The 16,562-nt window shown below is 52.2% G+C and carries 13 protein-coding genes and 1 pseudogene; 7 read left to right on the top strand and 7 right to left on the bottom strand.

The window, feature by feature from the left end:
- The first annotated feature begins 17 nt into the window (after positions 1–17).
- From hisD to hisIE, 7 genes are read left to right on the top strand one after another with little or no spacing between them, the layout of a single operon-like run.
- Entirely contained in the window at positions 18–1,322 is a 1,305-nt protein-coding gene (gene hisD / locus ABOC21_RS08175; RefSeq protein ID WP_426814199.1) for a histidinol dehydrogenase, read from the top strand.
- On the top strand, positions 1,319–2,380 hold the full coding sequence (gene hisC / locus ABOC21_RS08170) for a histidinol-phosphate transaminase (protein WP_426814198.1): 1,062 nt from the start codon (positions 1,319–1,321) through the stop codon (positions 2,378–2,380). Before hisD ends, hisC begins: the two co-directional genes overlap by 4 nt.
- A complete protein-coding gene (gene hisB, locus ABOC21_RS08165) occupies positions 2,377–3,444 on the top strand; it encodes a bifunctional histidinol-phosphatase/imidazoleglycerol-phosphate dehydratase HisB (protein WP_426814197.1) in 1,068 nt (355 codons plus the stop codon). The genes hisC and hisB overlap by 4 nt, the downstream gene beginning before the upstream one ends.
- Complete coding sequence (hisH, locus tag ABOC21_RS08160; protein WP_426814196.1) at positions 3,444–4,034, top strand: imidazole glycerol phosphate synthase subunit HisH; 591 nt, start codon at positions 3,444–3,446, stop codon at positions 4,032–4,034. Before hisB ends, hisH begins: the two co-directional genes overlap by 1 nt.
- The gene (gene hisA, locus ABOC21_RS08155; RefSeq protein ID WP_045859513.1) at positions 4,034–4,771 is read left to right on the top strand and encodes a 1-(5-phosphoribosyl)-5-[(5-phosphoribosylamino)methylideneamino]imidazole-4-carboxamide isomerase; all 738 of its coding nucleotides are present in this window, start codon (positions 4,034–4,036) and stop codon (positions 4,769–4,771) included. The genes hisH and hisA overlap by 1 nt, the downstream gene beginning before the upstream one ends.
- Positions 4,753–5,529: an imidazole glycerol phosphate synthase subunit HisF gene (gene hisF, locus ABOC21_RS08150; RefSeq protein ID WP_426814195.1), complete on the top strand. Its 777-nt coding sequence runs from the start codon at positions 4,753–4,755 to the stop codon at positions 5,527–5,529. Before hisA ends, hisF begins: the two co-directional genes overlap by 19 nt.
- The gene (gene hisIE / locus ABOC21_RS08145; protein ID WP_426814194.1) at positions 5,523–6,119 is read left to right on the top strand and encodes a bifunctional phosphoribosyl-AMP cyclohydrolase/phosphoribosyl-ATP diphosphatase HisIE; all 597 of its coding nucleotides are present in this window, start codon (positions 5,523–5,525) and stop codon (positions 6,117–6,119) included. The genes hisF and hisIE overlap by 7 nt, the downstream gene beginning before the upstream one ends.
- Positions 6,120–6,160: 41 nt before the next feature.
- On the opposite strand, the gene ABOC21_RS08140 is transcribed toward hisIE, so the two are convergent.
- From ABOC21_RS08140 to rfbK, 7 genes and pseudogenes are all read right to left on the bottom strand, one after another.
- Entirely contained in the window at positions 6,161–7,276 is a 1,116-nt protein-coding gene (locus ABOC21_RS08140) for a glycosyltransferase family 4 protein (RefSeq protein WP_426814193.1), read from the bottom strand.
- Between the two features lie 9 nt (positions 7,277–7,285).
- Positions 7,286–8,431 carry a glycosyltransferase family 4 protein gene (locus ABOC21_RS08135; protein ID WP_426814192.1) on the bottom strand — a complete coding sequence of 382 codons (1,146 nt, stop codon included), beginning with the start codon at positions 8,429–8,431 and terminating at the stop codon, positions 7,286–7,288.
- Positions 8,432–8,477: 46 nt separating this feature from the next.
- Positions 8,478–11,002, bottom strand: a pseudogene (locus ABOC21_RS08130) (glycosyltransferase family 4 protein).
- 5 nt (positions 11,003–11,007) lie between these two features.
- On the bottom strand, positions 11,008–13,071 hold the full coding sequence (locus ABOC21_RS08125; protein ID WP_426815439.1) for a methyltransferase domain-containing protein: 2,064 nt from the start codon (positions 13,069–13,071) through the stop codon (positions 11,008–11,010).
- A 19-nt stretch (positions 13,072–13,090) separates the two neighbouring features.
- Complete coding sequence (locus ABOC21_RS08120) at positions 13,091–14,386, bottom strand: ABC transporter ATP-binding protein (protein ID WP_426814191.1); 1,296 nt, start codon at positions 14,384–14,386, stop codon at positions 13,091–13,093.
- A 2-nt stretch (positions 14,387–14,388) separates the two neighbouring features.
- A complete protein-coding gene (locus ABOC21_RS08115; protein WP_426815438.1) occupies positions 14,389–15,174 on the bottom strand; it encodes an ABC transporter permease in 786 nt (261 codons plus the stop codon).
- Between the two features lie 5 nt (positions 15,175–15,179).
- A complete protein-coding gene (gene rfbK / locus ABOC21_RS08110; RefSeq protein ID WP_426814190.1) occupies positions 15,180–16,562 on the bottom strand; it encodes an O9 family phosphomannomutase RfbK in 1,383 nt (460 codons plus the stop codon).

Here is a 16,562-nt window from a genome sequence, read left to right as displayed (position 1 = left end):
AACCAGGGGAAACGATCATGAGCTTCAACACAATCATCGACTGGAATAGCCGTAGCGCCGAACAACAGCAACAACTATTAATGCGCCCGGCGATTTCCGCTTCCGACAGCATCACGCGCACCGTTGCTGAGATCCTTGATAACGTCAAACAAAACGGCGACGCGGCGCTGCGCGAGTACGGCGCAAAGTTTGATAAGACCGAGGTTAAGGCGCTGAAGGTCAGCGACGCGGAGATTGCCGCCGCCGGCGAGCGCCTGAGCGACGAGCTTAAGCAGGCAATGGCGGTTGCGGTACGCAATATCGAAACCTTCCACAACGCCCAGTGGCTTGCGGGGGTAGACGTTGAAACGCTGCCGGGCGTGCGCTGCCAGCAGGTCACCCGCCCCATCGCCTCCGTCGGTCTCTATATTCCCGGCGGCTCGGCGCCGCTGTTCTCGACCGTATTAATGCTGGCGACGCCGGCGCGCATCGCCGGCTGTCAGCAGGTGGTGCTGTGCTCGCCGCCGCCCATCGCCGATGAAATTCTCTATGCCGCCCAGCTGTGCGGCGTGCGGAATATCTTCAATGTCGGCGGCGCCCAGGCGATTGCGGCGCTGGCCTTTGGTAGCGAATCGATTGTCAAAGTGGACAAAATCTTTGGCCCGGGTAACGCCTTCGTGACCGAGGCCAAGCGTCAGGTCAGCCAGCGTCTCGACGGCGCGGCGATCGACATGCCCGCCGGCCCGTCCGAAGTATTGGTAATTGCCGACAGCGGCGCGACGCCGGACTTCGTGGCGTCGGACCTGCTGTCGCAGGCCGAGCACGGCCCGGATTCGCAGGTGATTCTGCTGACCCCGGACGCCGAAATGGGCCGCCGCGTCGCCGAGGCCGTTGAACGCCAGCTGGCGGAGCTGCCGCGGGCGGAAACCGCGCGCCAGGCGCTTTCCGCCAGCCGCATCATCGTGGCGCGCGACCTCGCGCAGTGCGTGGAGATCTCCAACCAGTACGGCCCGGAGCACCTGATTATTCAAACCCGCAATGCCCGTGAGCTGGTCGACAGCATCACCAGCGCCGGGTCGGTGTTCCTCGGCGACTGGTCTCCCGAGTCGGCGGGCGATTACGCCTCCGGCACCAACCACGTGCTGCCGACCTACGGCTATACCGCCACCTGTTCCAGCCTCGGCCTGGCGGATTTCCAGAAGCGCATGACGGTGCAGGAGCTGTCGCGCGAAGGCTTTGCCGCCCTGGCGTCAACGATTGAAATTCTCGCCGCCGCCGAGCGCCTGACCGCTCACAAAAATGCCGTGACGCTGCGCGTTGCAGCCCTAAAGGAGCAAGCATGAGCATCGAAGATTTAGCCCGCGCTAACGTGCGTGACCTGACGCCATACCAGTCTGCTCGCCGCCTGGGCGGCAAAGGCGACGTCTGGCTCAACGCCAACGAATTCCCGACCGCCGTTGAATTCCAGCTAACTCAGCAAACGCTGAACCGCTACCCGGAAGGCCAGCCGAAAGCGGTGATTGAGAACTACGCCCGCTATGCCGGAGTGAAGCCGGAGCAGGTTCTGGTGAGCCGCGGCGCCGATGAAGGCATTGAGCTGGTGATCCGCGCCTTCTGCGAGCCGGGACAGGACGCGGTGCTCTACTGCCCGCCAACCTACGGCATGTACGGCGTCAGTACCGAAACCTTCGGCGTGGACCGCCGGACGGTGCCAAGCCTGAGCGACTGGCAGCTCGATCTCCCCGGCATTGCCGCCAATCTCGACGGCGTGAAGGTGGTCTTTGTCTGCAGCCCCAACAACCCGACCGGGCAGGTGATTAAACCCGACGATATGCGCGCGCTGCTGGAGATGACCCGCGGCAAGGCGATTGTCATCGCCGACGAAGCCTATATCGAGTTCTGCCCGCAGGCGACGCTGGCCGGCTGGCTGAGCGACTATCCGCACCTGGTGGTGCTGCGCACGCTGTCGAAGGCCTTTGCCCTCGCCGGCCTGCGCTGCGGCTTTACCCTGGCCAACACCGAGGTGATTAACCTGCTGATGAAGGTTATCGCCCCCTACCCGCTCTCCACGCCGGTCGCCGATATCGCCGCCCAGGCCCTCAACGACGAGGGGATTGCCGCCATGCGCGCCCGCGTGGCGCAGATCGTGGAGGAGCGTGAGTACCTGATTGGCCAGCTGCGCGGTATCGCCTGCATTGAGCAGGTTTTCGATTCCGAGACCAACTACATCCTCGCGCGCATTAAAGCCTCCAGCGCGGTGTTTAAATCATTGTGGGATCAGGGCATTATCTTACGAGACCAGAATAAACAACCCTCATTAAGCGGCTGTTTGCGTATCACTGTCGGTACCCGTGCAGAGAGCCAGCGCGTAATTGATGCCTTGACTGCGGAGAGTGTATGACCCAGAAGTTTCTCTTTATTGACCGTGACGGTACGCTGATTTCCGAGCCACCGGTTGATTTTCAGGTAGATCGCTTTGAAAAGCTGGCCTTTGAGCCGCAGGTGATCCCCGCCCTGCTGAAGCTGCAGCAGGAAGGCTACCGGCTGGTGATGATCACCAATCAGGATGGTCTGGGCACGGAGAGCCTGCCGCAGGCGGAGTTCGACGGCCCGCACAACCTGATGATGCAGGTGTTTGCTTCCCAGGGCGTCAACTTTGAAGAAGTGCTGATTTGCCCGCACCTGCCGGCGGAAGGCTGCGACTGCCGCAAGCCGAAAACCCAGCTGGTGCTGCCGTGGCTCGAAGAGGGCGTGCTGGATAAAGCCCACAGCTACGTCATCGGCGATCGCGCCACCGACATCGAGCTGGCGGACAATATGGGCATTATCGGCCTGCGCTACAACCGCGAGACCCTCGACTGGCCGACCATCTGCGAGCAGCTTACCCGCCGCGACCGCTACGCCCACGTTGAGCGCAATACCAAAGAGACCCAGGTCGATGTGAAGGTCTGGCTGGATCGCGAAGGCGGCAGCAAAATCCACACCGGCGTCGGCTTCTTCGATCATATGCTCGATCAGATCGCCACCCACGGCGGCTTCCGCCTTGAGATTAACGTCGGCGGCGACCTCTATATTGACGATCACCACACGGTGGAAGATACCGGCCTCGCGCTGGGCGAAGCGCTGAAGCTGGCGCTGGGCGATAAGCGCGGCATCAACCGCTTTGGTTTTGTGCTGCCGATGGATGAGTGTCTGGCCCGCTGCGCGCTGGATATCTCCGGGCGTCCGCACCTCGAATATAAAGCGGAGTTTGCCTATCAGCGCGTCGGCGACCTGAGCACCGAGATGGTGGAGCACTTCTTCCGCTCGCTCTCCTACACCATGGCGGTAACCCTGCACCTGAAAACCAAGGGCAAGAACGACCACCACCGCGTCGAGAGCCTGTTTAAGGCCTTTGGCCGCACGCTGCGTCAGGCGATCCGCGTCCAGGGCGACACGCTGCCATCTTCGAAAGGGGTGCTGTAATGAACGTGGTGATCCTCGATACCGGGTGCGCCAACCTCAATTCGGTGAAGTCGGCGATTCTCCGCCACGGCTATCAGCCAGCGGTGAGCCGCGATCCGGACGTGGTGCTGCGCGCCGACAAGCTGTTTTTACCCGGCGTGGGCACCGCCCAGGCGGCGATGGACCAGCTGCGCGACCGCGAGCTGATTGAGCTGGTTAAAGCCTGCACCCAGCCAGTGCTGGGGATCTGCCTCGGCATGCAGCTGCTTGGCCGGCGCAGCGAAGAGAACAACGGCGTCGATCTGCTGGGCATTATTGGCGAAGACGTGCCGAAGATGACCGACCACGGGCTGCCGTTGCCGCATATGGGCTGGAACCGCGTGTACCCGAAAGCAGGGAATCGCCTGTTCAGCGGCATCGAGGACGGCGCCTGGTTCTATTTCGTCCACAGCTACGCGATGCCGGTCAATCCGCACACCATCGCGCAATGCAACTACGGCGAGCCGTTCACCGCCGCGGTACAGCAAGATAACTTTTTTGGCGTGCAGTTTCACCCGGAGCGCTCGGGCAGCGCCGGCGCCCGGCTGCTGAAAAACTTCCTGGAGATGTGATGATAATTCCGGCTTTAGATTTAATTGACGGTACGGTTGTCCGTCTCCACCAGGGCGATTACGGCCAGCAGCGCGACTACGGTAACGATCCGCTGCCGCGCCTGCAGTCCTACGCCGCCCAGGGCGCAGAAGTGCTGCATCTGGTCGATCTCACCGGCGCGAAAGATCCCGCCAAGCGGCAGATTGCGCTGCTCAAAACCCTGGTGGCCGGCGTTGACGTGCCGGTGCAGGTCGGAGGCGGCGTGCGTACGGAAGAGGACGTCGCGGCCCTGCTGGATGCCGGCGTCGCCCGCGTGGTGGTAGGCTCTACGGCGGTGAAATCGCCGGAGACGGTGAAGGGCTGGTTCAAACGTTTTGGCCCGCAGCATCTGGTGCTGGCGCTCGACGTGCGCATCGATGCCGAAGGTAATAAGCAGGTGGCGGTCAGCGGCTGGCAGGAAAACTCCGGAGTGACCCTTGAGGAGCTGGTGGAGAGCTATCTGCCGGTTGGCCTGCAGCACGTACTGTGCACCGATATCTCCCGCGACGGCACCCTCGCCGGTTCCAACGTCTCTTTATATGAAGAGGTGTGCGCCCGCTATCCGCAGGTCGCGTTCCAGTCCTCCGGCGGCATCGGCGATCTTAACGATATCGCCGCGCTGCGCGGAACCGGGGTGCGCGGCGTCATTGTCGGCCGCGCGCTGCTGGAAGATAAATTCAACGTAACGGAGGCCATTCAATGCTGGCAAAACGGATAATCCCCTGCCTCGACGTTCGCGACGGTCGGGTAGTGAAAGGCGTGCAGTTCCGTAATCATGAGATCATCGGCGACATCGTCCCGTTGGCGAAGCGCTACGCCGATGAAGGCGCGGATGAGCTGGTGTTCTACGATATTACCGCCTCCAGCGACGGCCGGGTGGTGGATAAAAGCTGGGTTTCCCGGGTGGCGCAAGTTATCGATATTCCGTTCTGCGTCGCCGGCGGGATTAAATCGCTGGAAGACGCGGCGCAGATCCTCTCTTTTGGCGCAGACAAGATTTCGGTTAACTCCCCTGCCCTCGCCGATCCGACGCTGATTACCCGCCTCGCCGATCGTTTCGGCGTGCAGTGCATCGTGGTGGGCATCGATACCTGGTTCGACGCCGAGAGCGGCAAGTACCACGTGAATCAGTACACCGGCGACGAATCCCGTACCCGGGTGACCCAGTGGGAAACTATCGACTGGGTAGAGGAAGTGCAGAAGCGCGGGGCCGGAGAGATCGTGCTGAATATGATGAACCAGGACGGCGTGCGTAACGGCTACGATCTTGAGCAGCTGCGCAAAGTCCGCGCCGTGTGCCACGTGCCGCTGATCGCCTCCGGCGGCGCCGGCACCATGGAGCACTTCCTGGAAGCCTTCCGCGACGCCAACGTCGACGGCGCATTGGCCGCATCGGTGTTCCACAAACAGATTATTAATATTGGCGAACTGAAAGCGTACCTGGCAGCACAGGGCGTGGAGATTAGGGTATGTTAACTGAACAGCTGGACTGGCAAAAAACCGACGGCATGATGCCGGTCATCGTACAGCACGCTATTTCCGGCGAAGTCCTGATGCTGGGCTACATGAATCAGGAAGCGCTGGCGAAGACCGAAGAGAGCGGGAAAGTGACCTTCTGGTCGCGCACCAAACAGCGTCTGTGGACCAAGGGCGAAACCTCCGGCAATTTCCTCAACGTGGTGAGCATCACCCCGGATTGCGACAACGACACCCTGCTGGTGCTGGTTAATCCGATTGGCCCAACCTGCCATAAAGGCACCTCCAGCTGCTTCGGCGACGCGGGACACCAGTGGCTGTTCCTCTATCAGCTCGAGCAGCTGCTGGCTGAGCGGAAGCACGCCGACCCGGAGAGCTCCTATACCGCCAAGCTGTATGCCAGCGGCACCAAGCGCATTGCGCAGAAGGTTGGGGAAGAAGGCGTGGAAACGGCGCTGGCCGCCACGGTGCACGACCAGTTTGAGCTGAAGAACGAGGCGTCGGACCTGGTGTATCACCTGCTGGTGCTGCTGCAGGACCAGGGGCTCGATTTGACCGATGTGATTAATAATCTCAAGAGTCGTCACTGATCCCTTTCGCCCCCGCACTCGCGGGGGCTATTCGCTGAAGATCAGGCTTTCTTCTCCAGTAAGGTGCTGTAGAGATTAACATATGCATCAATCATATGTTCTGCAGTAAACATCTCCTCAAAGCGGCGACGAGAATTTGCACCATAGCGGGCAGCCGTTTCATCACTGTTCCACAGTTCGTTCATTGCCTCGACTAACGCCGCGCTGTTATCCGGTGGGATCACGCAACCATTGACCTTATCCTGGTTGATAAAAGAGGTCCCGGTGCCAATCTCACAGGAGATCAGCGGCCGGGCGAACCGCGCCCCTTCCAGTAAGGTAATACCAAACGCTTCTGAACGCAGGTGGGAGGGAAAAACGACCGCGCGACAAAGATGGAAGAGAATATATTTATCCTCATCATTCAGCATGCCGGTAAATACAACGTTGCTCAGACCTCGCTGCTCCGCCTCCCGGCGAATTTCCGCTTCCAGAGGTCCGCCGCCGACAATGACGATCGGCAATTGACTACGTTCCGCAGCTTCAAGCAGAATATGTAGCCCCTTGTAGTAACGAAAGGCGCCGACGAAAAGGAAAAACTTATCCCCTACTTTGTCGCGCCAGTGCGCTACCCGCAGGGGATCGTGCTGCACATCATGCTGCTCAAGTCCGAAGGGAATAATTACCGTTTTGTCCTGATATTTCCCTAATGTCTCGCTTGAAGCCACATAGTTGGGCGATGAAGCGACGATGCAATCGACACTGGACAAAAAGCAATCCTGTAACGGCTGATATAACTTCATTAACCGTTTTTGTTTCACAATATCAGAATGATAGGTGACAACCGTTTTCGCTTCAGGTTGCGCCATAAGGTGCAGCATATCCATAAATGGAAACGGAAAATGATAATTAATGATATCGTAATTATCTTTAATCTTATTAAATCGCTTTAGCGCACTCAGAGAAAACGGCGTGGAGGCGATTTCAATCAATTGCTTATTATAGATAACCTGATGTTCTTCATAAGCGACAGGCCCGGTATTTTTATCCGGACAAAAGGTAAATACGTCGGCTGCGATTCCCCGGCGAGCACAGCCCTGACACAACTGATAAATGACCTGTTCAATACCACCGTAGGTATTCGGATAATAGGTCTTATAGACGTGTAAAACTCTCAACGTACACCCTTAAAGTAATTTATAGGCATTGATGGTCTGCGCCGTACAATTTTCCCACGAAAACCGTTGTGCCTGGACAAAGCCCCGCGCAATTGCTATTTCACGCCAGTATTCATCCTGCAGACTTTGCAAAATATGAGCGCTTATGGCATCGACATCATTGGGATCGGATAATAATCCCGCATCTCCGACGACTTCAGGCAATGAAGTCACATTGGAACATACTACCGGAATACCGCAAGACATTGCTTCAAGAATAGGTAAACCGAATCCTTCATAAAACGAAGGATAAACAAAGGTTCTGGCAGCCGCATACAAATATGGGAGATCGTCATCCGGCACATAGCCTAAATAGCGAATCCAACCTTCCCTGGTGCCGCGCTCAACAATTTGCCATAGCGTTTCATCTTCCCAACCACGATAACCGCTGAGGATCAGCGGGTAGCGCATACGCGTTTCCACAGGCAATTGCTGATAGGCCAGGAGCAAACCACGAATATTTTTACGCGGCTCCATCGTACCAATATACAAGGCGTAACGTTGCCATTTTAACTGATACTTCTGCAACACTGGCTGGCATTCCGCCAGACTGCGCGGCACGTAATCACCACTACACGCCAGCCTGGTCGTGACAATGCGGTCAGCAGGGTAGTTGAACAAGCGAATAATCTCGCTGCGCGAAAAATCGGATACGGTCAGAATCAGCTTTGCCGACGCCATGCTTTCACGTATCGACTTCTCCATATAACGCACCCGATCTTTTGGATGGTACTGCGGGCAGGTAAATATCGAAATATCATGAAACGTGGTAACGGCGCGATCTAAATTGTGTGGCAGATAAAAATTAGGCCCATGATAGATATAATCTTTATAATCGCGCAGAGCCCACGCCTGGCGACGCGGATGTAACACACGATAGGCTTCAATCAATAACGCCTGACGACGTAAAAAAGCCGCCAGCTTACCGTGATTGCTGGCTCGGGTATCCGCTTTATTTTCAATCTGGGGAATGCAGTCAATAAATGAAGAACCGTGAAATAACTTTAGCTCATCAATTTCGCTGGCCACCGCCAATCGCTTTACCAGCTCGAGGGAATAACGACCGATACCCGTTAATGGATATTTGATTGGCTCAGTTGCAAATATAATTTTCATAAAAGCTCTTGACCGTGGCACAGGAGACTGCCACGGTTAATATTGTTTATTTATTCACGTCAGATTTAATAACCGGAAGATTCTCTACCAGGAATTGTGCACTTTGCTTCCATGTCAACCATTTAATTTTTTCAGAGCGAGGATGAGCATTTCTCTGATATAACTCCAACCACTCATCGATCGCTGTTGAAATGTCGCCCGGCTGTTCACCAGAAAAATAGAAGGCATGTTCTTGAGCAATCTCTTTAAACACTGGAATATCACGGATGATTACCGGTAATTCTTTCTGCGCGGCTTCAATTAATGGTAGTCCAAATCCTTCGCCGAGAGATGCGAAGATTAACGCACTAGACTGAGCATACAACTTCGCAAGGAACTCATCGCTAATATTTTGTAGCCAAAATAGTCTTTTATTTAGCTGTGGATGGTGACGTAAACGTTCACATAAGTCATCAACATGCCACCCCTGTTTACCAATGATAAACAGATTGTAGTTCTTGCCCTGCTGCCACAATTCCTCAAATGCCGCTAGCGTCTGCGCATGGCCTTTGCGCGGTTCCATCGTTCCCACCATAATAAAGGAGGGTTCAGCAGTCATCTTAGTCAGCAAGTCATTTGCGTTATCCGGCATACCCGTAGAAGGAACGCTGGCATCCAGGTCGGCGCCAAGATGGAAATTCCTTACCTGCAGCAATGGATGAGGTTTAACCCAGTCGGCATTTTCAGCAATCCACGATTTCACATCCTCTGCTACGCTTGCAGAGACACAAATCAAACGGTCAGCGTGCTGTGCAATGCAGGATAACCAAATGGGGAAAACGCGTTGCATTCCCTCATCGCTCCACTCCGGCCTTCTCAGAGGCAGGATATCATGCACAACAAAACAAACCCTGGCGCCGGATAGACGAATAAAATCCAGACTGGGCAGTAAGTTCAGGAAATAGATGTGCAGTCAGATCGGTAGCAACCAGAATATCATCTTTGGTAAACAGCACCGGTTCATCAGGCCCGAACTGATCGTTAAAATGGGTATTCAGATATTCGTTGGCATAGCGATAGCATTCACCCGGTCGATAATAAACCGCACTGACGGTATAACCAGCAACACCTGATTTCAGTAACTCACTAAGTATACTGCGAGAGACCCGTTGAATCCCCGTTTTCGCATCATGTTCAACAAGAACAGAAATATCAACCAGCAGCTTACGCTGATGCGTGGCAAAGCTATTGCGAGCAATAGCCCAGGCTGTTTGTAAGCGTTCGGCTTCACCTAATTCTGCAATATTTTTAATTTGATTAATGGCGTTTAGGGTGAAGCTAGTGATATCCAGAGATTCTGAAGCGGAAGCCGTATCCACAAGCCTCTCAAATCCCTTTAACGCGAGCTGCGCGGTATGATCCCATGTGAATTTTGCCGCCTGCGCCGGAGCATGAGTTTTCAACGCTGAGTAGAACTCACTGTCGGTCAAAGCCCTTTGCATAACACGGCAAATATCGTCAACATCCAGCGGATTAAATAAAGCCTCTTCCATACCGATGACCTCCGGTAAGCTGGTCACATTTGAACCCAGCGTAGCCGCGCCGCAGCGCATAGCTTCTAGTGGAGGCAGGCCAAACCCTTCATGTATAGAGGGGAAAACGAAAATTTTGCACAAATTGTAAAGTGCAATAAGGTCACCGTCGTTTAAGAAACCTGTAAAAATTAGCTGACTACGGGATAAACCATAGTTCTCTGCAACGCGGTACAGCCTTTCCTTTTCATCGGTGCTAATTTTATAGGCTAAAACTAAGGGGTAACTCTGTTGTAGGGCATGCGGTAATAAACTATACGCATGGATCAGTGCCTCAATATTTTTACGTGGTTCTATCATTGCCAAAGAGAGAATAAAATATTGAGGCAGTTGATATTTATTACGTAAAGCATTGATATCGTCTTGAGTATAACTTGTAATATTAAATGAATCGCTAACTCCAGACGAAACATTAATAATCTTATCTGCAGGAATCGATGTATAATCAATAACTTCCTGCATGGATGATTTGGAAATAGCAAAAATAGCGTCCGACCTTTCATATTCAGTCAGTTTATCAAGATAATACTGACGGAAGTTCGGTTCACCCAGATAGCGTTCTTTATTAAGTAACGGGATGAGATCGTGGCAAACACAAACTGTTTTCCACGGCACTGTAGTTTGAGGAATTGAGACGGTGTAACTATCGTCAAAACCTTCGTAGAAATTAATGACGAAAACAACGTCGGGGTTGATATTAGCAATAGCAAGATCACGAGCTAGTTTAGCGGCAACACTCCGTGGATGATTTTCACGGTCGCGAAGAGTCTGTCGGGCCCGCAGCTGAAAAAATAAACATTTCTTCCTGTGGTAGGATATCACCCCAGCTGTTTTTAATTTCATTAATACTATCAATCGAATACATGCCGTTCATTAAAATACTGACTCGATGCTGGCCAGCATTTTTTATGATCGCACGACTCATTTCATAGGTGCTACGACCAACTCCACGGAATTTACTTTCCGACTGATATCCTTGTACATCAATCAAAATATGCAAGTGACTCACCTTATCTCTTTTTTCTTGAGCTCGCTAAAAATTGAATTAACTTCCGGAGGCAATAATTCTGGATGTAATATCTGTTTTTCAGTCTGCGACTGATTTTGTGGGTCGTTTTGATAAGGGTTATGTGAACCAGGATTCATACGGCGATGCAAGCGATAAGCAAAGTCATAAACTCCAACTTTATGCAGTAGATTGATAACTCTCTGCTTTAGTAGTGGATGTGCACGTAAAAAATAGAATACTTTGCCAAGTACTCGTTTCAGTAAGTGCTTACAACGCTGTCTGAAGCCGTACTGACGAAGTAAATAGTACTGCAAGCCAGCATAACGATACCACTTCGTCATGTTCCATGAGCGACTATTATGGATTTTAGCGATTTCATGGCGTAGATTCTCTACTTCTTGTCGAGCATCATTTAGCTGAGTATGAAGTTGTATAACCTCTTCAGAATCCACAGTTTTACTCTGCTCAACCTCGACACACGGCTGTACATCAGTGATAACGTCATGTGGCGGATACTCACGCTTCTCAAGCGTTTGAATGCTCTCACCCATAATATTAATCAGGGATGTGAGTTCATTGATTTGCGACTCGAGACGGGCAACCCGCGCATCAGTATTGCGTATTTGCGTTTGACTTTCCAACAATACGGGCTCCTGAGCCCGGACCCATAGATCAGAAGCGTCCATAACGGAGCTCGCAGTCGGTAGACCATCTTTAGTATTAAAGAGTTGTTGGAGTAAAGCAAAGTTCCACTCACTAACAGGATGTTTCCAGAATGCTGTCAACCAATTTGAATACGGTTCAGGCAACTGGAAAGGGCTTAATGGCGCGGAACGCCAGAAACCACCCCAGGATTTATTTTCACCAAAGAGTTCATTTACAAAAATAATGAACGACTGGAAAATATTAACTGGCCAGCTGCAGTCTTGTTGGACGCTTCCAACCGAGCCAAAATCTATTAAACGAGCACTGTCATTATCGTCAATTAAAACATTCCAAGTTCTGAAATCATCATGATACAGACCATGTTCTTCCAAAATGACCAACTGGTCGAGAAGATCGGCAATAACTTTTTCCCGATCTATATTTCGTTCGCTGGTCAGAACATCGTTTAACAGCTCTCCGGGTATTTTTTCCATTACCAGCCATCCCGCTGCTTCATTCCCCCCGGAAGTAAACAACGCCGGCATTTTTAAGCCAGATGGCGGAGATTTGAGAAAGGCTTCTTCATGGGCGAGTTCAGTACGATTACGCTCGCTCTCCTTATCAGTTAGTAAACCACTTACCGTACTGTAACGATAGAACTTACATATGAACTCAGAAGAGAAATAATAGCGACGACTCTGCTTATGCGCAAAACCTGCACCGGTATAAGGACTGTCGCGCCATGAAGTAAATAGCTGATTAAATTTCGGAAGAATAACCCTGTGGTTACTGATAATATACATCGGACGCGAAATATTAGACAGATGAGTGTCAAATCTTCCAATTAATCGATAGAAAGCACATTGTTCAATAAGTTCACGCGGATCTTCAGGCTGGGATTCCCCCCAATACAGCGGTTCCTCTTTAACAGCGAGTTCGAGAATCATCGCCTGCGTCAGGTTTGCCAATCGCTCTAACAGCGTTCTGACTTCCGCAATCCCATGCAGATGAACTATATGGTGAAAAACACTTAGCCCAATGGCGAGATCGAACTGGTTTTCTTCCAGAGTGCTGATAATGTCTTCGATGCGCCCGACTTGAAATTTAACATCACAGTGTGGATTTTCTTCAGCAAGCGCCTGGCAAACATCAATGTTCTGCTGCAGAAAGTCGATACCTAATACGCTGGCGCCCATGTTTGCCAGGCTTAAACTGAAGAATCCCTGCGCACAGCCCAGATCGAGAACCAGTAGTGGCCTTCCTAACTCTCTGGACAAGCTGTCATATTCTTCACTAATTAGCGCGAGCCGTTCATTACAGTCGCGTGCAGCATCGCCATCCCACTCAGGATGCCCAAAAATAGTCTGATAAATCTCAGGTAATTCGCTAACCAATTTGTGTGTATTAGTAGTCATGGAATATTTTTTCTCATCTTCATTGGTAGCTTTTGAACGTTGACTTAAGATCGATGACACCCCAAAAATCCATGCTCTTAGTCACATGTAGAATAATGGAGTCGTAGCGACGGTCAAGCGGCGTCATATCAGTCTGCGGACTACCGGCCGAAATGCCAAACGAAAGCAAATAATCGCCGCTGTTTAAATCTACGGGTAAACTGAATTTGAATACACGCACATCACCGCGAGAGACAGAAATATTCTCCCGACCTTCAGAGGCCAGAAAAGAATTGGTGCCATAAAGGAAAAGACCATCCAGAGTTTTAATTAGAATTCCCGGTACCACGCAGTCAAAATCGTATTCGAAGACGACCTTCATTAAAAAATCGGTTTGCTGGTTACCGGTAAGAGATGGCGGAAAATCGACACCTGCGCTCTGAATATGGTAATCAATGATTTTTGCCCCTCCCTGCCCCCAGCGGTACTCTTCTGGACGGTAGCCCGGACGGGTGTGGTAAGTGTCAGCAATCTCATCCAGCGACATCCCCGTCTCACTCGCACTGCGCTGCGATTGCTTATCGCTCTTAGCCGCAGCGTTTTTACCCGGCTTACCGAACAGTTCGTCCAGATATCGATTAGTGACATCTCTGGCGGTACCATCCATACAAATATCGCCATCTTTTAGGAAGATTGCGCGATCGCAATGTTTGACAATATCTCCGGCACTATGAGAAACCAGAAGCAGCGTTGTTCCCTGCTTTTTAAACTCGGCTATGCGCGCATAGCATTTTGCCTGAAATCGGGAGTCCCCCACTGATAATGCTTCATCAACAATCAGAATATCCGGGCGAGAAGCGGTCGCAACGGCAAAGGCCAGGCGCATTTGCATCCCGCTGGAATAAATACGTACCGGTTCATCAATATAGTCGCCAATATCGGCAAAAGCCTCGATCTCTGGCATTAAACGCTCAATTTCTTCGCGATTCAGCCCCATCATCAACGCGGACATAAACACGTTTTGCCGACCGGTGAAATCAGGATGGAAACCCATTCCTAACTCCAGTAACGCGGCAACCCGGCCTTCGATATGGATCTCACCTTTTGTCGGCTGCGTGGTCCCCGTGAGGAGCTTCAGCAAAGTACTTTTGCCCGCGCCGTTAACCCCAACGATCCCTACCGATTCCCCAGGTTCCACGGAAAAGCTAATATCTTTCAGGACCCATTTTTTACTATGCCGGGGTTTATCCCCCGGCAGAAGTTTTTCAATTACCCGATTCCATTTTGAAGAATAGGATTTATACGCCTTGCCGACGTTCTGAACTTTTATGCTCATTCTTAAATCTCGTCCACGATATCAGCTGCATGTTTTTTAAACAGACGCCAGGCGAATAAAAATAAAAGGAGGGAGACGATAGCCACCGGCAGAAGCGCCATCCAGTGAGGGCTTTCGTGGTACAGCATGACATTCTGGTAAGCACCAATGATCGTTGCCATCGGATTGTAAGCTAACAGCCCAGAAACCCACTCCGGTAGCGTTTTTGATACATAAACAATCGGAGTAAACCAGAACCAAAATTGTAGAAGAATATTAACAAACTGTCCTACGTCACGCACAAAGACATTTAATACTCCGAGAATAATTCCCAAACCCAGCGTAAAAAGCATTTGTATCATCAACACCGGAATTATTTCGAAAAATATCCAGCCGGGGAAGTTCTTGGTAATAATCAGGAACACAACAAACAAACCAAAAATAATCAGAAAATTAATGAAAGCAGAGGCAGTAATGATAATCGGTAAGCAAATACGTGGAAAACTGAGTTTCTTAAGTATATTGGCGTTGGTTAAAAACACATTCACCAGATTGTTCAGCGTCTCAGTAAATAGCCCCCAGGTCAACACTCCTGAGCAGAGATAAATACTATAAGCGAAAGGCCCATCCATCCCAGCCAGACGGGCACGCATCAGCTCAGAAAAAATTAATGTATAAACAGAAATCATGGCAACAGGTTGTAAGATCAACCATGCTGCACCTAAGAAACTCGTTTGATAACGGGACTGAAAGTCCCGTTTTACGCTGTCAATAATAAAGCCACGGTAGCGATAAATCGCAGATAACATCGGACTCAAAGCGATTCCTCTTTCAGCAAGTTCAGCAGTTCGGCCGTTTTCTCTTTCATCAGCGCAGGGTCGCCTTTGGACTCCACATTCAGACGCACCACCGGCTCGGTATTCGAGCTGCGCAGATTAAAACGCCACTCAGGATATTCAATACTGATGCCGTCCGTTGTATCGACAACTGCGGCCGCTGGCTCATAACGTTCGCGTATTCGCGCAATCGCCTCTGCCGCATGGTTCAGCTTGCGGTTAATCTCCCCCGATGCCGGGAACGTCGCCTGACGATCCGCCACCAGCGCTTTCAGCGACGTATTTTTCAGGCACAGCAGTTCGGCCACCAGCAGCCACGGGATCATCCCACTGTCGCAGTAGGCAAAATCACGGAAGTAGTGATGCGCGCTCATCTCGCCGCCATAGATCGCATCTTCCTGGCGCATCCGCTCTTTAATAAAGGCATGCCCGGTCTTGGACATGACCGGCGTACCGCCGCTGCGGGTGACAATATCCACCGTGTTCCACGTCAGGCGCGGATCATGGATGATTTTGGCGCCCGGCAGTTTCTGCAGGAACGCCTCCGCCAGCAGACCGACGATGTAATATCCCTCGATAAACTCCGCTTCATCATCGAACATAAAGCAGCGGTCAAAGTCGCCGTCAAACGCGATACCCATATCGGCCTGATGATGACGCACGGCATCCGCGGTGTCCTGACGGCACTCAGGCAACAGGGGATTAGGAATACCGTTCGGGAAATTACCGTCAGGCTGGTGATGCACCTTGATAAGGCTCACCGGCGCGCCTGCCGCGATAAAGCGTTTTTCGATTTCATCAATGACGTGACCCGCCGCCCCATTACCGGAGTTCACCACCAGCTTCAGAGGACGGGTAAAATTCGCCAGTCTGACGTAGCCCATCAGGTGATCCACATATTCCTGCAGGACGGACACCTGACGCAGCGTCCCACGCCGGTCGGCATCCACGGGCGGGAACTGATTTTCTTCCGCCAGGCGCTGGATATCCCGCAGGCCGGTGTCACCGCTGATGGGCTTCGCGTTCTCGCGGACCAGCTTCATGCCGTTGTAGTTCATCGGATTATGGCTGGCCGTGACCTCAATTCCCCCGTCAACGTTCAGATGGAAGGTGGCAAAATAAATCTCTTCCGTCCCGCTCAGGCCGATATCCAGCACATCCGTCCCCGCATCCATAAGGCCCCTGGACAGCGCCAGCTTCAGGGATTCGCTGGTCAGGCGGACATCGCCGCCCACCACAATCCGTTCTGGCTTAAGGAACTCGCCGTAAGCGCGCCCGATACGGTAGGCAATATCTTCGTTCAGCTCTTCGCCCAGTTCGCCACGAATATCGTAGGCTTTAAAACATTTAAGCAGTGTCAT

Source organism: Klebsiella sp. WOUb02 (assembly GCF_050058015.1).
Taxonomy (GTDB): Bacteria; Pseudomonadota; Gammaproteobacteria; order Enterobacterales; family Enterobacteriaceae; genus Klebsiella.
Note: the sequence above shows the minus strand (reverse complement) of the source record. Positions and strands in the feature narration are given on the sequence as shown.

What these genes read in the sequence shown, in the direction of transcription:
- ABOC21_RS08135 (WP_426814192.1), bottom strand. Translation starts at nt 8,431, where the DNA reads ATGAAAATTATATTTGCAACTGAGCCAATCAAATATCCATTAACGGGT.
- hisB (WP_426814197.1), top strand. Translation starts at nt 2,377, where the DNA reads ATGACCCAGAAGTTTCTCTTTATTGACCGTGACGGTACGCTGATTTCC.
- hisIE (WP_426814194.1), top strand. Translation starts at nt 5,523, where the DNA reads ATGTTAACTGAACAGCTGGACTGGCAAAAAACCGACGGCATGATGCCG.
- ABOC21_RS08115 (WP_426815438.1), bottom strand. Translation starts at nt 15,174, where the DNA reads ATGTTATCTGCGATTTATCGCTACCGTGGCTTTATTATTGACAGCGTA.
- hisD (WP_426814199.1), top strand. Translation starts at nt 18, where the DNA reads ATGAGCTTCAACACAATCATCGACTGGAATAGCCGTAGCGCCGAACAA.
- hisC (WP_426814198.1), top strand. Translation starts at nt 1,319, where the DNA reads ATGAGCATCGAAGATTTAGCCCGCGCTAACGTGCGTGACCTGACGCCA.
- hisH (WP_426814196.1), top strand. Translation starts at nt 3,444, where the DNA reads ATGAACGTGGTGATCCTCGATACCGGGTGCGCCAACCTCAATTCGGTG.
- hisA (WP_045859513.1), top strand. Translation starts at nt 4,034, where the DNA reads ATGATAATTCCGGCTTTAGATTTAATTGACGGTACGGTTGTCCGTCTC.
- ABOC21_RS08120 (WP_426814191.1), bottom strand. Translation starts at nt 14,386, where the DNA reads ATGAGCATAAAAGTTCAGAACGTCGGCAAGGCGTATAAATCCTATTCT.
- rfbK (WP_426814190.1), bottom strand. Translation starts at nt 16,562, where the DNA reads ATGACACTGCTTAAATGTTTTAAAGCCTACGATATTCGTGGCGAACTG.
- ABOC21_RS08125 (WP_426815439.1), bottom strand. Translation starts at nt 13,071, where the DNA reads ATGACTACTAATACACACAAATTGGTTAGCGAATTACCTGAGATTTAT.
- hisF (WP_426814195.1), top strand. Translation starts at nt 4,753, where the DNA reads ATGCTGGCAAAACGGATAATCCCCTGCCTCGACGTTCGCGACGGTCGG.